Here is a 16,600-nt window from a genome sequence, read left to right as displayed (position 1 = left end):
TGCACACGTCCAAGTACGGTCGGACCATGAAGCCCAAGCGGCAGGGCCATCTCTACGCCCTAGACCTCGGCGCGGCCCTGGCCCTGACCGCCGTGTACATCGGCTTCGCCCGGCTGACCGCCGGCGACGGCCAACCCGTCTATACAGGACCGTTCTGGCTCGGCTGTCTGATCGCCTCCGCGGTCGGCCTGCCGATCGCCGTACGCCGCCGTTGGCCGCTCGCGGTCCTGGTGGCCGTCCTGGCCGCCCTGGCCACGGCGTCGCTCCTCGACATTCCGCGTGAGCCATACGCCGCCGCCGGGCTTGCGGCCTACCTCGTCGGAGCGGCCGAGCCTGCCCGCCGGTCCGTGCCCGCACTCGCCGTGACGCTGCCCGTGGCGTGCGGTGCCGTGTATCTCGGCGAGGCGGTGATCACTCCCGCAGAAGACTGGCCGAGTGCCGTCGGGGTGGCCGGGCTTGTGCTCCTGGTGATCGGCGGGGCCTGGGGCGTGGGGTTCACCGTGCGTGGCCGCCGGGCCGAGACCGCCCGGGAACAGCGGCGCCGGTCGGAGCGCGCACTGGACGAGGAGCGTCTGCGGATCGCCCGTGAGCTGCACGACATCGTCTCGCACCACCTCAGCCTGATCGCCGTCAAGGCGGGCGTCGCCGGGCATGTGGCGGAGGCTGACCCGCGGGAGGCGCGGGCCGCCCTCAAAGTCATCGAGGAGACAAGCCGTTCGGCGCTGGCCGAGATGCGGCGCACGCTCGGCGTACTGCGCACCGAGGGCGCACCCCTGGGGCCTGCACCGGGCCTCGACCGCCTCGACTCACTCGCGGCGGAGGCGAACCAGGCAGGGGTGGACGTCGACCTGACGGTGCACGCCACGAAGGGCCTGGCCGAGGGAACCCAGCTGACCATCTACCGGATCGTCCAGGAGGCCCTCACCAACGCGGTCCGGCACGCCGCCCCGACCCGCTGCCGGGTCACGGTAGAGGCGAACGAACGAGAGATCCGCATCGACATCGCGGACGAGGGACCACCGTCCGCACCCGGGCAGCCTGTCCGCGAACTGCCGGGCGGGCACGGACTCTTGGGAATACGTGAACGGGCCATGATGTACGGCGGCAGTGTCGAGGCGGGCCCCCGGCCGGAGGGCGGCTTCGCGGTGTCCGTCCGCCTGCCCACCGAAGGGAACCCATGACCATGACCGACGTGACCCCGGTCCGGGTGCTGATCGCCGACGACCAGGCGATGGTGCGCGGCAGCTTTCGGGTCCTCGTCGACCACACGCCGGGCATGACAGCCGTGGGCGAGGCCGCGAACGGAGCGGAGGCCGTCGAGCTCGCCCGCCGCGAACGGCCGGACGTCGTGCTGATGGACGTACGCATGCCGGACTGCGACGGCATTGAGGCGACCCGGCAGATCTGCTCGGACCCGGCCCTGTCCGGCGTCCGCGTCCTCATCCTCACCACCTTCCACCTGGACGAGTACGTCTACGCCGCCCTGCGCGCCGGTGCCGCGGGCTTTCTGCTCAAGGACACCCCGCCGACCGAGGTCCTCGCTGCCGTCGGCGTCGTCGCCGCGGGCGAGGCACTGCTCGCTCCCTCGGTGACCCGCCGCCTGATCGCGGAGTTCGCCCGCCGTCCGGAGCCTGCGCGTCCGCCCAGCCGTTCACTGGACGGGGTCACCGACCGGGAGTTGGAGGTGCTCGGCCTGATCGCGCGGGGTTTGTCCAACACAGAGATCGCGGAGCACCTTCATCTGAGCCTGGCCACGGTCAAGACCCATATCGGGCGCTTGCTCGCCAAGCTGCGTGCGCGCGACCGTGCCCAGCTCGTGATCGTCGCCTACGAAACCGGGCTCGTGGGCGATCGGCGGCATGGAGGGAATCTCTGACGGGTGGTGCTTGGTTGTGCCGCGTGGTGCTGTTCTGCCTGATCAGCGCCGCGTGGCACGGCCGGCCCATCGGCTCAGGACGGCTCCTGTTGCGCAGTCCGCTCACGTGCCGCTCTCGCATCCGGTGACCGTGGGGCGTCCAATAGCGGACCATGCTGGGGTGCGGAAGGCTGATCTTCTCCGGGTGCACCGGGGGAGCATCATCTCCGCGAGCCCCCAGTAACTAACGTCAATGTTACTAACCGCGATGTTAGCTGGTTCTCATCGGTTCCGACCTGTCGATGATGGAAGCGCTGAACAGCTATGGACGCCCGTTCCACCAGCGCGGACAGGAGATGGTGCTGGGTCCGCTCAACCCGGCGGAGGTGGGCGAGATGCTCGGCCTCGACCCTGCCTCGGCCTTCGATGCGGCCTTGATCACCGGTGGACTGCCTCTCTGATCTGTGCGGAGTGGACGCACGGCGCCGGGATGTGGGAGTTCCTGCAGGCGGCGCTCAGCGATCCGGTCTCGGCCTTGCTGGTGTCGGCGGAGCGCTCGCTTGCTGCAGAGTGCCCCCAGCAGGTCCAAGCGCGCACCGTCCTCTCGGCGATCGGCAGCGGTGAGCGGACGTTCTCCAATATTGCCCGCGCCGCCGGCGGGATCGGGGCGACCCCGCTACAGCGGTCGCTGGGGATCCTTGCGGACAAGCGGGTGATCGCGGCGGAGCTTCCCGTGTCCACGCGGCCTTCGAAGGATCGTCGCTACCGGGTCGCGGATCCCTACCTCCGCTTCTGGCTGAAGCTCCTGGGTCCGGCGATGGAAGAGGTCGAGCGGGGCCGGGGTGACCTGACACTGCAGCGCATCCGTGAAAACTGGACCAGCTGGCGTGGCAGGGCCATTGAACCTCTGGTGCGCGAGGCGCTGGCACGGCTGCTGCCCGACGCGAACCTCCCCGCCGCCCCGCCATCGGCGGTTACTGGACCCGTACCAACGATGTGGAGATCGACGTCGTGGGAGCGGACCGCGCGCCGATCGCCAAGGAGCTGTTGTTCGTCGGCTCGGTGAAGTGGCTGGAGAACTCCCCGTTCGACCGGCACGATCTCGCAGCGCTGCACCGGCACCGCGCCGCGCTCACGCCTGCTCCCGTGCCTGTGATCGCTGTCTCGCGCAGCGGGACCGACTGCGCGGGGCTCGACGCTGCGTACGGCCCGGCGGACCTCCTCGCGGCGTGGTCCTCCTGAGCATGCCGAAATCCGTGTGGGTGCCAGGTGTCTATGGCCCGTCGCCCCAACTCGGGTCGGCCGAGCCTCCGGCCCACAGCGACGGTGACATCCTCCCGCTCACGCAAACGGCCCCGGACGATGAGTCCGAGGCCGAGTGGAGTTTGCCCTGGGCGGGGCTGTGACCTGCGGAAATACCAGCTGCAGGGGGCCTGAACTGGGATAACACCCCTCCGTAGTTCTCACGTGTTCACGCGGTTTCCCGGCCTCATGTGTGCTGAATCTGTTCTGCCCGCCACCGTCTGACGGGGCGCCGGCTGTTGCTCAACCGCTGAGATGGGGGGCTGGCCTCTTGCCTCAAGGCAGTGGTGAGGTGAGGGGAACCGTCAGTGTTCCCCGGCGTGTGCCTCGTCGGCAAGAAGGCCCAGCAGGATGATGTCGAGCGCCCCGGCGAGGCGCTCGTGCAGGTCGAAGGGGGCCGGTTCCTCGCGGATCCAGCGCAGGATCGTCGAGAAGTAGCAGGCGGCCAGTAGTTGGCCGGCTTGGTCGCAGTCGACGCCCGCCCTGATCTCCCCGCGTTGCCGCCCTTGCTCGACGATCCTGGCGAGTTCGATTTCCAGGGACGGGTCCTGCAGGAGGTGCCCGTACCGCGCTGAGGCGTCCATCAGGACGGTGGTCTCCGCACGGGAGGCGACGTTGAGGTCGCCCATCTCCTTCAGGTAGCGGCGCAACCGGTCGCCGACCGGCAGGTCCTCCGCGTGCTCCGCGCCGAGAATCTCAGCGACGCGGGCGCGGCGGCGGACTCCCCACTCCTCAAGGAACCCGACCTTCTGCGCGAAGTGGTTGAAGACGGTGGCCCGGGCGACGTCGGCTGCCTCGGCGATCTGCTCCATGGTGGTCGCCTCGTATCCCTGGGCGACGAAGAGGCCGACCGCCGTCTCATACAGCCGGTCGTGCAGCTTCCTGCGCCTGCGCTCCTGGCGTCCGACGGCCGCGCCGCCCTCGGAGGCGGCTGCCGCGTCCCGGATCTTCATGGCCCCCAGTACAACACAAGGCCGCACGACCCTTGACCCCTTCCCGGCGTCTATCTAGATTCCTCTCCATTGCTGGACTCCAGTCCAGCAATGGATGAGAGTCTCGCGCTGCTGATCGCGGGACGCTGACAAGGAGGCAACGTGGCTTCCGTGAGATCCCGGACGGGCTGTATCCAGCTCGGACACGGCTGTTACGCCTGGATCGCGGGCGATGTCGGATGGGGCATGAGCAACGCCGGGCTGATCACCGGCCGGGGCGCGTCGCTGCTCGTCGACACCCTGTACGACCTGCGGCTGACCAAGACCATGCTCGACGCGCTGACGCCCCTGACCGCTTCGGCACCGATCTCCACCGTGGTCAACACCCACGGCAACGGCGACCACTGGTTCGGCAACCAACTCGTGTCCCACGCCGAGATCATCGCGGCACGCGGATCCGTGGCGGACATGCGGCAGGTGGGCCCCGCCGAGATGCGGGCGCTGACCGGCATGGACAGCCCGGCCGGACACTTCGCCCGCCGGATCTTCGGCCGCTTCGACTACACCGGCATCGAACCCGTCCTCCCGAACCGGGTCTTCGACGGCGAGACCGTCCTCGACATCGGCGGGACGGAGGTCCGCCTCATCGACGTGGGGCCCGCGCACAGCACCGGCGACACGATCGTCCACGTGCCGCAGGCCCGGATGGTCTACACAGGCGACATCGTCTTCGCCGGAGCTGCGCCGGTCGTCTGGCACGGTCCCTTCGCCCGCTGGCTCGCCGCCTGCGACCTGCTGCTGGGCCTCGACTCCGACATCGTCGTACCCGGCCACGGCCCCGTCACCACCAAGCAGGCCGTCCGCGGGATCCGCGACTACCTCGAATACGTCCACGAGCAGGCCACCGCCCGGTTCACCGCCGGCATGCCCGCCATGGACGCGGCACGTGACATCCGCCTGGGCCGCTTCGCCGACCTGGACGAGAGCGAACGCCTCGCCGTCAACGTGCACACCGTCTACCGGGAGCTCGACCCCTCACTGCCCCCGCTCGACGGCCCCGGCCTGTTCGGCTGCATGGCCGAGCTGTGCCCCAGCCTCTGAAGCCTCTGACGCCGCTCCCCGCACCAACGGCTCTCCCCTCCATCCCCTCGGGCCGTACGACCCGCCAACCCCTCCCCAAGGAGGAGACATGGTCTCCACCCCTGCCTATGACCCGCCCGCCGCCTCGGCCGAGGCCGCACCGACCGCACCGGCCCGGCACACCGGCACGATCGTCGCAGGCTGTCTGGCCGTCTGCCTCGCCCAGATCGGCCTGGTGCTGCCCGCCGCGATCAACGGCGAGATGCAGCGCACGCTCCAGACGTCCGGCGCGGAACTGACCTGGATCAGTGACGCCTTCCTGGTACCCGCCGCCGTCCTCGCCCTGACCTTCGGCGTCGTGGGCGACCGCTACGGCCGTAAGAAACTCGTCGTCGGCGCGGCGCTGCTGGCCGCCGTCGGCTACCTGGTGTCCGCCACCTCCGACACCCCGGCCCAGCTGATCACCGGCCAGGCGATCTCCGGCATCGGGGCCGCCGCGCTCTTCCCCGCCTCCCTGACGATGATCACCGCGATCACGACCACACCGGCCGCACGCGCCAGGGGCCTGGCCTCATGGACCACAGCCCTGTCGCTGGGTGCCTTCATCGCCCCGCTCATGTCCGGCGGCATCGTCGAACACGCGCCCTTCCAGTGGGCGTTCGGCGTGACCGGCGTGCTCGCCGTGATCACCGCCGTGGCGGCCTGGCTGCTCGCCACCGAGTCCAGCGCCCCGGAGGGCCGCTCGCTGGACTGGCCGGGGCAGATCACCATCGCCGTGGCCATGCTCGCCCTGCTGTACGGCATCATCCAGGGTCCCTCGGACGGCTGGGGCTCGGCCCCCATCGTCGCGTCCTTCGTCACCTTCGCCGTCTTCATCGCCGCGTTCATCGTGGTGGAGAACCGCAGCGCGGCACCGATGCTGCGGCTGACCCTCTTCCGTATCCCGGCGTTCGCCGCGTCGGCCGCGATGGCGGTGATCGGCATGCTGGGCTTCCTCGGCGGCGCGTACGACCTGAGCATCCGCCTCGGTGTCATCCAGCACCAGGGCCCCTTCGAGGCCGCGATACCGGTCATGATCATCCAGGCGTGCACGCCGTTCATCTGGCCCCTGCTGGTCCGTCTGCTGCACCGCATCGGACCCGGCCCCATGCTCGTCACCGGCTTCCTGGCGATGGCCGCGGGCCAGCTGTGGCTGCGGGCGCTGCCGATCCACGAGACCGCTCTGCTGCCCATGCTGGGCCCGCTGATCCTGAACGGCGTCGGTTTCGGCCTGGTCGTCGCCGCGATCACCGCCGCCGCCGTCAACGTCGTACCGCAGAACCTGACCGGCATGGCAGCAGCCACCACCAGCCTGGTCCGCGACCTCGGCCAGACCCTCGGCCCGGCCGTCGTCGGCGCCGTCGCCCTCGGCATGGCCGCCGGCCAATTGACCGGGAGCCTCGCGGATGCCGGACTGACCCCGAAGGAGCACGGAATCGCCTCCGCCGTCCTGCACGAGGGCGGCCCGCTGGCCCTGCACACCGCCGACCTCGGGCCACTCAGCGCCAAGCTCGCCCCCTACACCACGGACGCCCTGGCCCACGGCTACAACAACGGACTGTTCCTCACCGCCGCCGCCTGCGTGACCGCCGCCGTGATCGCCGCCGTCTTCGTCGGCTTCCGACGCGGCGGCACCGCGCCGGCCGAGGCGGAGGGGAGCGCGGCGTGAAGTTCGCAAGCTTCGTCCACGACGGGAAACGGCAGTCGGGAGTCGTCGCCGACGACCGGCTCCACCCCTTCGAACACCCCGTCGACCTGCTGGACCTGATCGTGGAGGGCGAGGAGGCCCTGCGCGGGGTGGGAGAACGCGCCCTGACTGCCTCCCTGCCCGTGCCCCTGGCCGACGCGCGCCTGCTGCCTCCGCTGCAGCCGCCCACCGTTCGCGACTACATGACCTTCGAGAGCCATGTCGCGGGAGTCGCACGGGGATACGGCGACACCGTCCCCGAGGAGTGGTACGCCGCACCGGCGTTCTACTTCACCAACCCGTACGCGATGATCGGCGCCCACGACGACGTGCCGATACCGCCGGGCTGCGGGCGCTTCGACTTCGAACTCGAAGTCGCCGCCGTCATCGGCAAGGCGGGCCGGGACCTGACGCCCGAGCAGGCACGCGACCACATCCTCGGCTACACGATCCTCAACGACTGGTCCGCCCGCGACCTCCAGGGCCGCGAGATGAGGGTCAAACTCGGCCCGGCCAAGGGCAAGGACACCGCCACCACCCTCGGTCCCTGGCTCGTCACCGCCGACGAACTCGAACCCCACCGCGACTTCGACGGCTTCCTCGACCTCGCCCTCACCGTCGCCGTCAACGCCGAGACGATCGGACACGACCGACTGGCGAACATGGCCTGGACGTTCGAGGAGATGGCCGCCTATGCCTCCCGCGGCACCTGGATCCGCCCCGGCGACGTCCTGGGCTCCGGAACCTGCGGCAATGGTGGCTGCCTGGCCGAACTCTGGGGCCGGGGCGGCGCCCTGGAACCCCCGCCCCTCGTGCCTGGTGACACCGTCACCATGACGGTCGAGGGCATCGGCACCATCAGCAACACCGTCGTCGAGGGCGCCGCTCCCGTGCCGCTGGCCTCCGCCCGCCGCAGGGGCTGACCACCGTGGGATGAGCGCCGTTCGCCAGCCGCCTGAGAGGCGACTGCCGTCAAATGGTGCCGTCAAAACGGCCCGGACCATGATCGGTCCGGGCCGTTTTGGCTGGTGCCCCCGGCAGGATTCGAACCTGCGACACCCGCTTTAGGAGAGCGGTGCTCTATCCCCTGAGCTACGAAGGCGGGGATCTGTCGACAAACGTGTCTAAAACCGGACCTGGTACACGATCGCGGCTTGACATGTCTGGGACAGACTGGTGAGCCGCCCCAAGGGGCAGTTCTCCGTGGCCAGTGTAGCGGGTGGCCTACGCGAGGTTCTGCGAAGTGCTGCTCGTGATGGCCCCTTGGGCTGGGCCGTGGCGGTGATCGCTAAGTGTGGTTGTCGGGGCCGTCAGGAGCGAGTGATGTGATTGAGGGCTCGGGTTATCGAGTTGTTCAGCCAGGCGTAGCCGAGGTAGATCAGCAGGGCTCCTCGGGCGCCGTACGCCGGGACTCGTTTGTGAGGGTAGCTCTGGTCGAAGCGGGAGTGGAGGGATTCGCTGTCCTGCCGGAACCCTTTGAGGCGGCGGCCGGCGGGAGTGTCGGGCGGAACCTGTCGAAGGTGTTCGGTGCGGTTGAAGCGCTTCTTTCTCGTCTTCGGGTCCATCTGCCGGTCTTCTTCGGTCTCGTCTACGCGGATCCGCAGGGTGTGCGTCTTGATGGGGCAGTCGATGGAGATCCGGTGGTAGAAGCGGGCGCTGCTTTGTCCCTCGCGGTACTCGAGCTCCTGGACGGGGAGAGGGGTGTAGTGCGTCTTGCCGTCGACGGTGATGTGGCGTTCGCACACCCTGGCCTCGGCGACGTAGAGGTCGTGTGAGCAGGGGCCGTCTTTGTGACGTAGGAGTGATTGGGGCGCGAGCCCGGAGTGCTGCGGGGTGAAGACGACGAGCCCCTTGGCGATCAGCGGGGCTCGGTGAGTGCCGCGCAGCGCGGCGTCGTACGTGACGGCCTTCAGGCCGGGGGCCCGCTTGAGGATGCGCTTGACCATCGCGACCAGGGCGACGCCTTCTGCCGCACGATCGGGGTCTTCTTGGGGGGACTTGTGCCGGATCGATTCCAGGGCGAGGATCACGCGGCTGTGCGGGGTGCTGTCCAGGCGTACGGCGGTGGAGAGGAACTTGTTGCCGTAGACCTGCCGGCCGCCTCCTTCGACGGTGATGCCGGCGTCCTCGTCGATGCGATGGGTCCGGATCAGTCCCGTCTTCTCGTCGAACGTCTTGTGCTCGGTGTGCCGGGAAGGGGGTGCTGCGACCGTAGCGTCGCCGTGGAGGACCTGATGGCGCTCGGGACGGACGCGGCTGGTCCTTTTGCTGGTGTCGCGCAACATGCCGTGGGCCAGTGCCTGTCCGATCCACAGATCACTGCTGATGTCGCGGATCTTGTCGTGGGCGGGCTTGAGGTGGCGTCGAAAGTAGTGGTTCCAGTTGCTGCGGGTGGGGCCGGTCGCCCTCAGGCTTGATGGCGAAGATCGGGACCAGTCCGCAGTTCTTGGCCGAGATGCCCGTCGCCGCGCACAACTCCGCAGCCCCCACGGGATTGACCGCCGCGCAGGCGGCCCGGATGACCAGCAGTTGCTGATCCGCGCGCAGTTTGGGTGATGGCATCAGCCGCTCCTCGGGCCCCAACTTTGAGCGGCCGGTGGCACCCGGGGTTCTCGTCTGACGAGCCGACACGTACACACCACACCTTTCTTGTCTTGAAGACCGGGACGAAGACGTGACCAGGCCCAGGTTGCTATTCTGATAGCAACCATGATCGGGCGGAGTGCGCAAGTCGGCGCCCCGTCCGTCACACTGTCCGCATGCCCGGAGGAACGAAACGTGGAAGGAAGCCGCGCGACTACGTCCTGTCCGGCTGCTGGCCGTACGCGGTGATGGACAGCGTCCGGCAGGCGCAGGTGGGGCAGGCCGTCGCCCGGGCGCTGTCAGAGGCGATGGAGCGCGCAAAGCTTTCGGCCAATGCGCTGGCCGAGATCTCCGGTGTCAACCGGCAGGTCATCTCCAACATCCTCGCCGGTGCGGTATGGCCCGACATGTTTACGCTGGTCAGCCTGGAGGAGGCGCTCGAGGAGATGCTCTGGCCGCGTCACGTGGATTGGCCGATGGGTGACGATGGCGCCCGTCACCAGCCAGTTCCGCCGCGTCAGCGGAGCAAGGAAGGGTAGATCCTCCCGAGCCGCACGGCCCAGGATGCTGTGACGATATGGCTGACGCATGGGGGTTGGCCTCCCGATCGGGGGAAATGCAGGCCGAACCGCCCTGGTCGCGGGGGTGACCGGGTAGCGTAGGGGGCGCGGCCCAGAGTCGTGAACCGCCACCACGCGCTGCAGCACTGGCCTAGGAACCTTGCTTGCGCGGGTGGCGGTCGTCTTTGTGGCGGGTTGCCTTCTAGGCGGCCTCCGTGGTCGAGGCGGCGACGAAGTGACAGCGTCGGTCGTCGTCCCGGTGCCTCTTCAGGAGGAGCCTCTTCTGTACCAGTTTGTCCAGGCGATTCCTGGCCCGCGCGTGGGCCTTCTGATCACTCTCGGCACCCTGGCCCTCCAGCTGTACGGCGATCAGCTTCGCGGTCCAGTGCCGATCGGGTTCGCTCATGATGATCTGCAGGACCTGCGCGACAAGCGTCGCGGCGCCCGGCCTCGCAGGCGCGCCAACTGCAGCGGAATCTTCGCCCTGTGGGGCGACGGGGGCGGCCGCCACATCTGCGTCGTCCGCTGATGGTTTGGCGTCGCCGACGGTCTCCCGCTCATCGAGATCGCGCACGACCGTGAGCCTGGTTTCCTCGCGGCTCTGCAAGTCCCGAAGAGCGGCCCCGGCCCGTGCCGCCGCGAACAGGGCTTCCTGCACGCGCAGTGCCTGCTCGCGGGAGGCCATCACTTGCTCGCGCCTGGAGCGCACAGCTGCCATCTCGGCTTCCAGCATCGCCATACCCGACGTCAGCCGGTCGAGGTTGGCGTCGTGCTCCGCCAACGCGGCGTCACCCGGCCACCACAGGTGCGCACGACCAGCGCGCTTGACGGCAGGTCAGGTCGTGGGCTGATGCCCTGTGACCATCTGGACGGCAACGCTAAGAGCGCGACGCGATGTGTCCCTTAGGTGACGCAGGCCTTTAGGTGCGGGCTCTGACCAGGCGTTACGGGCTCTCAGATATCCCAAGACGCCTCTGCAGGCGCCTGCTGGGCCCCACCGCAGCCCGGTTGTCGAGAGACTTGGTCATTGCCAAAGTCCCTTCCATCCATATGGGCGGTGCGGAAGGAGTGCTGGTGACGCCCCAGGAGCCGCGATCTATGCCTCCATGGCGTCAGCTCTGCTCGTTCCGCCTCGTCCCAGTCGGCCAAGCCACTTTCAGCGTCAGTCGCCGTCGGTGGAGCGCCTGATCCCATCCGCTGTCGCCCACGCCTGCGCACACAGTTTCGGTCCTGGGGCTCAGCGGGCTGAAGCCGTGCGTGCGAGGGCTGCTGCGAGGAGGGACACGGCGGCCAGAAGGGCGAACAACTGGGGGCATCCGCCGAGAGGCCCGGCGAGGGCCCCGCTACGACGTGCCGCTTGCGGCCAATTGATCTAATGGGCGGCAGCTGGAGCCACTGAAGGCGCTTCCTTGACGCCGACCGCCGGTGTCAGGACGACGTCCTCCGGTTGATCCGGGCCTTCGAGCCCTCAAAGACTGACGTGTGGTGACGCTCGCAGTCGGCGTCGAGAGCGACCGCTTGATCACCGATGATGATCGTGGGCCAAGCCCCCTGCGGGGATCACCCCTACGTGCTCGCGAGCCACCAGCTCCAGTCCAGACCGAGGGCCCCGCAGGTCGCTGGGGTCATGAACGGTTAATCGGATGTCGGGCCATTGAGCCCTTTCATTAGAAAGACGCATGCCCTGCATGGCTGTGACCAGCCACAACACAGGTCTTATGAGAAAGCGTGAGGCGATGAGCGTTCTGCGGCATCGGCTGGGCCAGCGACCATCACGACATAGCCGTCGTCGACGAGACAGGCTCGCTGCTGGCTCGGCTCGCATCGATAACACCGCGGACGGGCTCGACCGACTGCTCCGGATGCTCGCCGAACCTGGCGATAGCCCGCAGATCCCATCCCGGTGGCCATCGAGATCCCCCGCGCCGCTCTCGTCGCCTGCTGCGGGCGACGGGCCGCCCCGTCTACGCCATCAATCCGTGGCTGCCGGGGTCGTCGACCCAGTCGACCGGCACCTCATGGATTCGTAGCCCGGCCCGCTCCCTCTACGCCGACCGCGGCTACGCCCAAGACAAGCACCGCAGACAGGTCCGGGCCGTCGGGATCACCCCCGTCATCGCCCGCCGCGGCACCGAACACGGCTCAGGACTCGGCGTCCACCGCTGGGTCGCCGAGCAGAGCATCGCACTACTGCACTGGTTCCGCCGCTTGCGCATCCGCCGAGAGATCCGCGACGACATTCACGAAGCCTTCCTCAGCCTGACCTAGGTGCTGGAGCGTCGCATGCTCCACTGGGCGAGTGGCACCAGTGCGTCCACCAGTGCCCGGCCATCCGGGGCCAGTTGGTAGCGGATCTGTACCGGCGTACTGGGAATGACCGTGCGTTCGATGAGGCCCGCGGCCTCGAGTTCCTTCAGGCGCTGGGAGAGTAGCCGGTCGGAGATGCCGTCGATCATCGCCCGGTACTCGCCGAAGCGCCGAGCTCCTCGGCCGGCAGCCTGCAGGACCGAACCGGTCCAGCGGCGTCCGACCAGTTCCAGGGTGTCCTCGAAGCGTGGGCAGGTGTCGTCATGAATGGAGTCCACTTATAAAAGATTAGCGCCTTACCCGCCGTTTTGCTGGTGAGGTGTTTCGCCGCACCGTGGACGCATGACCGACTACCGACGCCCACTCTCCTTCGGAGTGAGTCTTGATCCTTCCGCCGGGGCCGGCGCGCAGACACGGCGTCTCGCGCGGGCGGCGGAGGACTCGGGCCTTGACTACCTCGCCGTCCAGGACCATCCCTACCAGCCCGGCCACCTCGACGCCTGGACCCTGATCACGCATCTGTCCGCGGCCACCGACCGCATCTCCTTCTTTACCGATGTCGCCGACCTGCAGTTGCGTGTGCCGGTGATGCTCGCCAAGGCCGCCGCGTCGCTGAGCGTGCTCACCGATGGCCGGATCCAGCTGGGCGTCGGAGGCGGCGGAATCCCCGATGCCATTGCCTCGATGGGCGGCCCGGCGCGACGCGGCCAGGACATGGTGGCGTTCGCCGAGGAGTCCCTGGGGCTGCTGCGCACGGCCATGGCCGGGGGCGTCGTACAACTGCACAGCCCGTACCACGCCGTCGACGGTTACCGCGCCGGCCCTGTGCCCCCGAAGCCCGTCGAGCTCTGGCTGGGTGCCCAGAAGCCGCGGATGCTCGCCGTCACCGGCCGGTTGGCCGACGGCTGGATCTCTCCGCTGAACATCTACGTCCCGCCGCAGGAGGTGCCCTCGCGTCAGCGGATCATCGACGAGGCGGCCTCCGGCGCGGGCCGCGACCCGAGGACGCTGCGGCGCATCTACAACGTGATCGGCCTGATCGGCGCCCACGGCGAGGGGCCCGGACTCGTCGGCGATGTGCGGCGGTGGGTGGACACCCTCACCGAGTGGGCCGTCGAACTTGGCTTCGACACCTTCGTCTTCTGGCCCGCCAGCGATCCCGAGCGGCAGCTCGCGCTCTTCGCCGACGAGGTCGTGCCCGCGGTGCGCGAGCGCGTAGACGCTCTCCGGAGCGGGCGATGAACGGTGTCCTTGGCACCCTGCCGGCCGAGCTGGTCGGCAAGGTGGTCACGCCTGACGACCGCCGCTACCGGCTGCTGCGCTCCACCTATACCACCGTCGGCCAGCCGGCCGCCGTTGTCCTGCCCGAGTCTGCGGACGACGTCGCGGCGGCGCTGCGGCTCGCGCGGGAGACGGGCCTTCGGGTGGCCGTCCGCAGCGGCGGACACGGCCTGTCCGGCAGCGGCACCAACGACGGCGGGCTCGTCATCGACCTGAGCGCGCTGCACCGGGTCGACGTCCTCGACCGCGGCTCCCGCCTGGTCCGTGTCGAGGCGGGCGCCCGCTGGGCCCAGGTCGCCCAGGCGCTCGCCCCGCACGGGCTCGCCATCAGTTCGGGCGATCACGGCAACGTCGGCGTCGGCGGCATCGCCACCGGGGGAGGTGTCGGCTGGCTGGTACGGCAGTACGGGCTCACTATCGACCGCATCCGTGCCGTCGAGGTCGTCCTGCCTGACGGAACGGCGGTACGCGCCGACGCGGAGACCGAGCCCGACCTGCTGTGGGCGATGCGCGGGGCCGGCGCGGGTGCCGGGATCGCGCTGGCCTTCGAGATCGAGGCCATGGAGCTTCGCGACGTCGGCTACGCCCAGTTGGTCGTGGTGGTGGACCCGGCCGGGGAGACGCTGCGGCGCTGGGCCGACGTCATGGCGCGGGCGCCGCGCGAGCTGTCGACGGCGGTGATGCTGTCCTCGCAGGGCGCCACCACTGCCGCGTTCATCACCGCCATCGTGGCCTCGGAGAGTACGTCCGTCATCCGCGACTCCGTCGAACCGCTGCTCCGCATTGGCGATGTGAGGGCCCAGCAGGCCCACGTCGTCCCCTACACGGAGCTGGTCCCACCGCTCCACCTACACGCCAACACCGGGCAGATGCCCTCCAGCACGACCAACGGACTGCTCACCGGCATGACCCCGGACGCCGCCCGCGCCCTGGTAGCGGCGTCGGCCGGCCCCGACCCGGTCCTGGCCCAGTTGCGTTCACTCGGCGGCGCGACCCATGACCCGGCGGCGTCGGCCACGGCGTTCGCACACCGTCACCAGAACACCCTCGTCATTGCCTCTGCGTTTCCGCCGGACGACCGCGCCACGCTGGCCGCTGCCTGGGCGCGCATCGCCCCGCACACCGACGGTGCGTACGTGAACTTCGAGAGCGCCCCGGACGAGGCGACGTTCGCCCGTGCCTATCCGGGACTGGCGGGCACCCGCGTCACCGACCTGTGGAAGCGCTACGACCCCGACGGCGTCCTGCGCCCTCGGCCGCCGGCCTGACCGCCCGCCCCATCGGCCTCACCGACCACGAGCCCCGCGGCAGCCGCCGCGCGCGCCCACTCTTCCATGTCACCCTTACTGGAGATACTTCATGGCCACGTTGCTGCACATCGAATCCTCCGTGTTCCCGAGCGGCGCCTCCGCCTCCCGGGCCGTTACGGAGACCTTCCGCAAGACCTGGGAGGAGCAGCACCCGGAGGGCACGGTGATCTACCGCGACCTCTCCGTCGACCCCGTCCCGCACATCACCGCCGACGCCCACACCGCGGGCTTCGCCGATCCGCATGGCCGCACGCCCGAGCAGGCCGCCGCCTTCGCTGAACGCGTGCGGCTCGTTGAAGAGTTGGAGCAGGCGGACGCGGTGCTGATCGGCGCCCCGATGTATAACTACGCGATCCCGTCGACCCTCAAGGCATGGCTGGACAACGTGATCCTCTTCGGCCGCACCTCAGGAGAGACCCCCTCCGCCGTCCAGAATTACCTGACGGCGACCCTCGCCGACATGCTCGACCTCGACATCGACTTCATCGTCCCGGAGCTGACCATGGCTCCGCACAACCCGGCCATGGCTGAACTCATCCCGCTCTTTGAGGCCTCCCGCGACCGCGCCCTTGAGGACGCGGCCACCAAAGCCAAGGCCCTCGCCGAGGGCCTCGCCGCATGAGCAGCCCCCGAATTCCGGCAGGAAAGAGAGGCCCGTCGGCCTAATTAGCTGCGGTTCACGGGGCGTTTCACAAGGCGGGAGCGCGAGGAAGGAAACATCGCCGCTTTCACGGGCCAGGTCAGTGACGTGACAAGCATCCCGAAGTTCGTGAGCTGACCCGGCACGTGCCGTCAGCAGATGGCTTGGTGGCTACTTTCTGCGCCTCGTGACTTCGGGGTCGGGGGCCCTGCATACCGCAGGGCCCCCGACCCCGGTGATGGCGTGGGCAGCGAAGATCTCTGTCCAAGCGGGTGCACGACCCGCTGCGGGACTGGGCGGCGGGGTAGGAACGCGTCTACGAGCCGCTGGTCCGTGGTGGGGAGCACGTGGCCGTACTGCTCGACCATCCGTGGCCTGCATCCGGAGGCGGCTTCGGCCGCCGGTACCGTGGTCGACGGGTCGGCTTCCTGCGTCCAAGGGGTGCAGCAGGCCGTCAGGCCGCGACACACCTCCATCGCCGCTCGATGCCGGTGAATCCGGCGAACCGCTGATGTTTTACCGTGCTCGGCCCGCGGCCAGGAAGATCTCCCCGTCCGCTCGGAAGCCGACATGACGCACGCTTGCTGCCTTTCGTCGAGGCACGGCACGGTTGGGCCATTGTCCTTCGGGGCTCACCGGCACGGTTCGGACTGTCGTTCGGGCTCTCGTCGTGCCACATTGTCGGCCCTGCTCTCGAGGGTTCGTCCAGCCTGCTCGGTGTGCCTGGTACTGGTTTTCCCAGGGACCGATGCCCAGGAAAAGGCCTCCCTGTATGCCAGGGCTCTCTGTCACGACGATGGATTCCGCAAGGCGCCTTCGCACACGAAAGGCCGCCTCCGCCACATGGCCGCCCATGTAGCGAACCGCGACTCTGACGGAGACAACATGCGTGACTACACCAAGCTGTACATCGACGGCGCCTGGCGCGAGCCCCTCGACGGCGCAGTCGTCGATTTGACCGACCCCGCGACCGGCGAGGTGTCCGGACGGGTGGCGCTCGGTGGTGAGGCCGACGTCGACCTGG

Annotated in this window: 14 protein-coding genes, 1 tRNA gene and 3 pseudogenes; 12 read left to right on the top strand and 6 right to left on the bottom strand. The window is 69.1% G+C overall.

What is annotated here, in order from left to right:
• Nucleotides 1-26: 26 nt before the first annotated feature.
• From STSP_RS06875 to STSP_RS40010, 3 genes and pseudogenes are all read left to right on the top strand, one after another.
• Nucleotides 27-1,181, top strand: a complete 1,155-nt coding sequence (locus STSP_RS06875; RefSeq protein ID WP_067273625.1) for a sensor histidine kinase — start codon at nucleotides 27-29, stop codon at nucleotides 1,179-1,181.
• Nucleotides 1,178-1,876, top strand: coding sequence for a response regulator (locus STSP_RS06870; protein ID WP_067273515.1), 699 nt, complete (start codon nucleotides 1,178-1,180; stop codon nucleotides 1,874-1,876). The genes STSP_RS06875 and STSP_RS06870 overlap by 4 nt, the downstream gene beginning before the upstream one ends.
• Before the next feature lie 254 nt (nucleotides 1,877-2,130).
• A pseudogene (locus STSP_RS40010) lies at nucleotides 2,131-3,097 on the top strand (ATP-binding protein); the annotation flags it as partial.
• Nucleotides 3,098-3,462: 365 nt separating this feature from the next.
• Here STSP_RS40010 and STSP_RS06860 read toward each other — a convergent pair.
• Nucleotides 3,463-4,110, bottom strand: coding sequence for a TetR/AcrR family transcriptional regulator (locus STSP_RS06860; protein WP_067273512.1), 648 nt, complete (start codon nucleotides 4,108-4,110; stop codon nucleotides 3,463-3,465).
• A 141-nt stretch (nucleotides 4,111-4,251) separates the two neighbouring features.
• On the opposite strand from STSP_RS06860, the gene STSP_RS06855 reads away from it, so the two are divergent.
• The 3 genes from STSP_RS06855 (at nucleotide 4,252) to STSP_RS06845 (ending at nucleotide 7,818) form a co-directional block, all read left to right on the top strand.
• Complete coding sequence (locus STSP_RS06855) at nucleotides 4,252-5,190, top strand: MBL fold metallo-hydrolase (RefSeq protein WP_067273511.1); 939 nt, start codon at nucleotides 4,252-4,254, stop codon at nucleotides 5,188-5,190.
• Between the two features lie 88 nt (nucleotides 5,191-5,278).
• The gene (locus STSP_RS06850; protein WP_067273508.1) at nucleotides 5,279-6,877 is read left to right on the top strand and encodes an MFS transporter; all 1,599 of its coding nucleotides are present in this window, start codon (nucleotides 5,279-5,281) and stop codon (nucleotides 6,875-6,877) included.
• Complete coding sequence (locus STSP_RS06845; protein ID WP_067273507.1) at nucleotides 6,874-7,818, top strand: fumarylacetoacetate hydrolase family protein; 945 nt, start codon at nucleotides 6,874-6,876, stop codon at nucleotides 7,816-7,818. Before STSP_RS06850 ends, STSP_RS06845 begins: the two co-directional genes overlap by 4 nt.
• A gap of 103 nt (nucleotides 7,819-7,921) precedes the next feature.
• On the opposite strand, the gene STSP_RS06840 is transcribed toward STSP_RS06845, so the two are convergent.
• From STSP_RS06840 to STSP_RS36720, 3 genes are all read right to left on the bottom strand, one after another.
• A tRNA-Arg gene (locus tag STSP_RS06840) sits at nucleotides 7,922-7,997 on the bottom strand.
• Nucleotides 7,998-8,205: 208 nt separating this feature from the next.
• Nucleotides 8,206-9,180, bottom strand: a complete 975-nt coding sequence (locus STSP_RS06835) for a hypothetical protein (RefSeq protein WP_067273504.1) — start codon at nucleotides 9,178-9,180, stop codon at nucleotides 8,206-8,208.
• Nucleotides 9,181-9,211: 31 nt separating this feature from the next.
• A complete protein-coding gene (locus tag STSP_RS36720; protein WP_078066941.1) occupies nucleotides 9,212-9,457 on the bottom strand; it encodes a hypothetical protein in 246 nt (81 codons plus the stop codon).
• Nucleotides 9,458-9,654: 197 nt separating this feature from the next.
• On the opposite strand from STSP_RS36720, the gene STSP_RS06830 reads away from it, so the two are divergent.
• Entirely contained in the window at nucleotides 9,655-10,017 is a 363-nt protein-coding gene (locus STSP_RS06830; RefSeq protein ID WP_232789543.1) for a helix-turn-helix domain-containing protein, read from the top strand.
• 223 nt (nucleotides 10,018-10,240) lie between these two features.
• Here STSP_RS06830 and STSP_RS06825 read toward each other — a convergent pair whose 3' ends face one another.
• Entirely contained in the window at nucleotides 10,241-10,819 is a 579-nt protein-coding gene (locus STSP_RS06825) for a hypothetical protein (protein WP_067273502.1), read from the bottom strand.
• Nucleotides 10,820-11,790: 971 nt separating this feature from the next.
• Here STSP_RS06825 and STSP_RS40005 point away from each other — a divergent pair.
• Together STSP_RS40005 and STSP_RS40000 are read left to right on the top strand one after the other, a co-directional pair.
• Nucleotides 11,791-12,018 (top strand): annotated as a pseudogene (locus STSP_RS40005) (IS110 family transposase); the annotation flags it as partial.
• A 57-nt stretch (nucleotides 12,019-12,075) separates the two neighbouring features.
• Nucleotides 12,076-12,306, top strand: a pseudogene (locus tag STSP_RS40000) (IS5/IS1182 family transposase); the annotation flags it as partial.
• Here the strand turns inward: STSP_RS40000 and STSP_RS06820 are convergent.
• Nucleotides 12,303-12,623: a winged helix-turn-helix transcriptional regulator gene (locus STSP_RS06820; protein WP_067273500.1), complete on the bottom strand. Its 321-nt coding sequence runs from the start codon at nucleotides 12,621-12,623 to the stop codon at nucleotides 12,303-12,305. The pseudogene STSP_RS40000 and the gene STSP_RS06820 overlap by 4 nt on opposite strands.
• A 64-nt stretch (nucleotides 12,624-12,687) precedes the next feature.
• Here STSP_RS06820 and STSP_RS06815 point away from each other — a divergent pair, with 64 nt between their 5' ends.
• From STSP_RS06815 to STSP_RS06805, 3 genes are all read left to right on the top strand, one after another.
• Nucleotides 12,688-13,587: an LLM class flavin-dependent oxidoreductase gene (locus STSP_RS06815; protein ID WP_067273499.1), complete on the top strand. Its 900-nt coding sequence runs from the start codon at nucleotides 12,688-12,690 to the stop codon at nucleotides 13,585-13,587.
• Nucleotides 13,584-14,894 carry an FAD-binding oxidoreductase gene (locus STSP_RS06810; RefSeq protein WP_067273494.1) on the top strand — a complete coding sequence of 437 codons (1,311 nt, stop codon included), beginning with the start codon at nucleotides 13,584-13,586 and terminating at the stop codon, nucleotides 14,892-14,894. Before STSP_RS06815 ends, STSP_RS06810 begins: the two co-directional genes overlap by 4 nt.
• Before the next feature lie 91 nt (nucleotides 14,895-14,985).
• Nucleotides 14,986-15,558 (top strand): FMN-dependent NADH-azoreductase, encoded by a 573-nt coding sequence (locus STSP_RS06805; protein WP_067273491.1) that lies wholly within the window; start codon nucleotides 14,986-14,988, stop codon nucleotides 15,556-15,558.
• The last annotated feature ends 1,042 nt before the right edge of the window (nucleotides 15,559-16,600 follow it).

Source organism: Streptomyces jeddahensis, assembly GCF_001642995.1.
Classification (GTDB): domain Bacteria; phylum Actinomycetota; class Actinomycetes; order Streptomycetales; family Streptomycetaceae; genus Streptomyces; species Streptomyces jeddahensis.
Note: the sequence above shows the minus strand (reverse complement) of the source record. Positions and strands in the feature narration are given on the sequence as shown.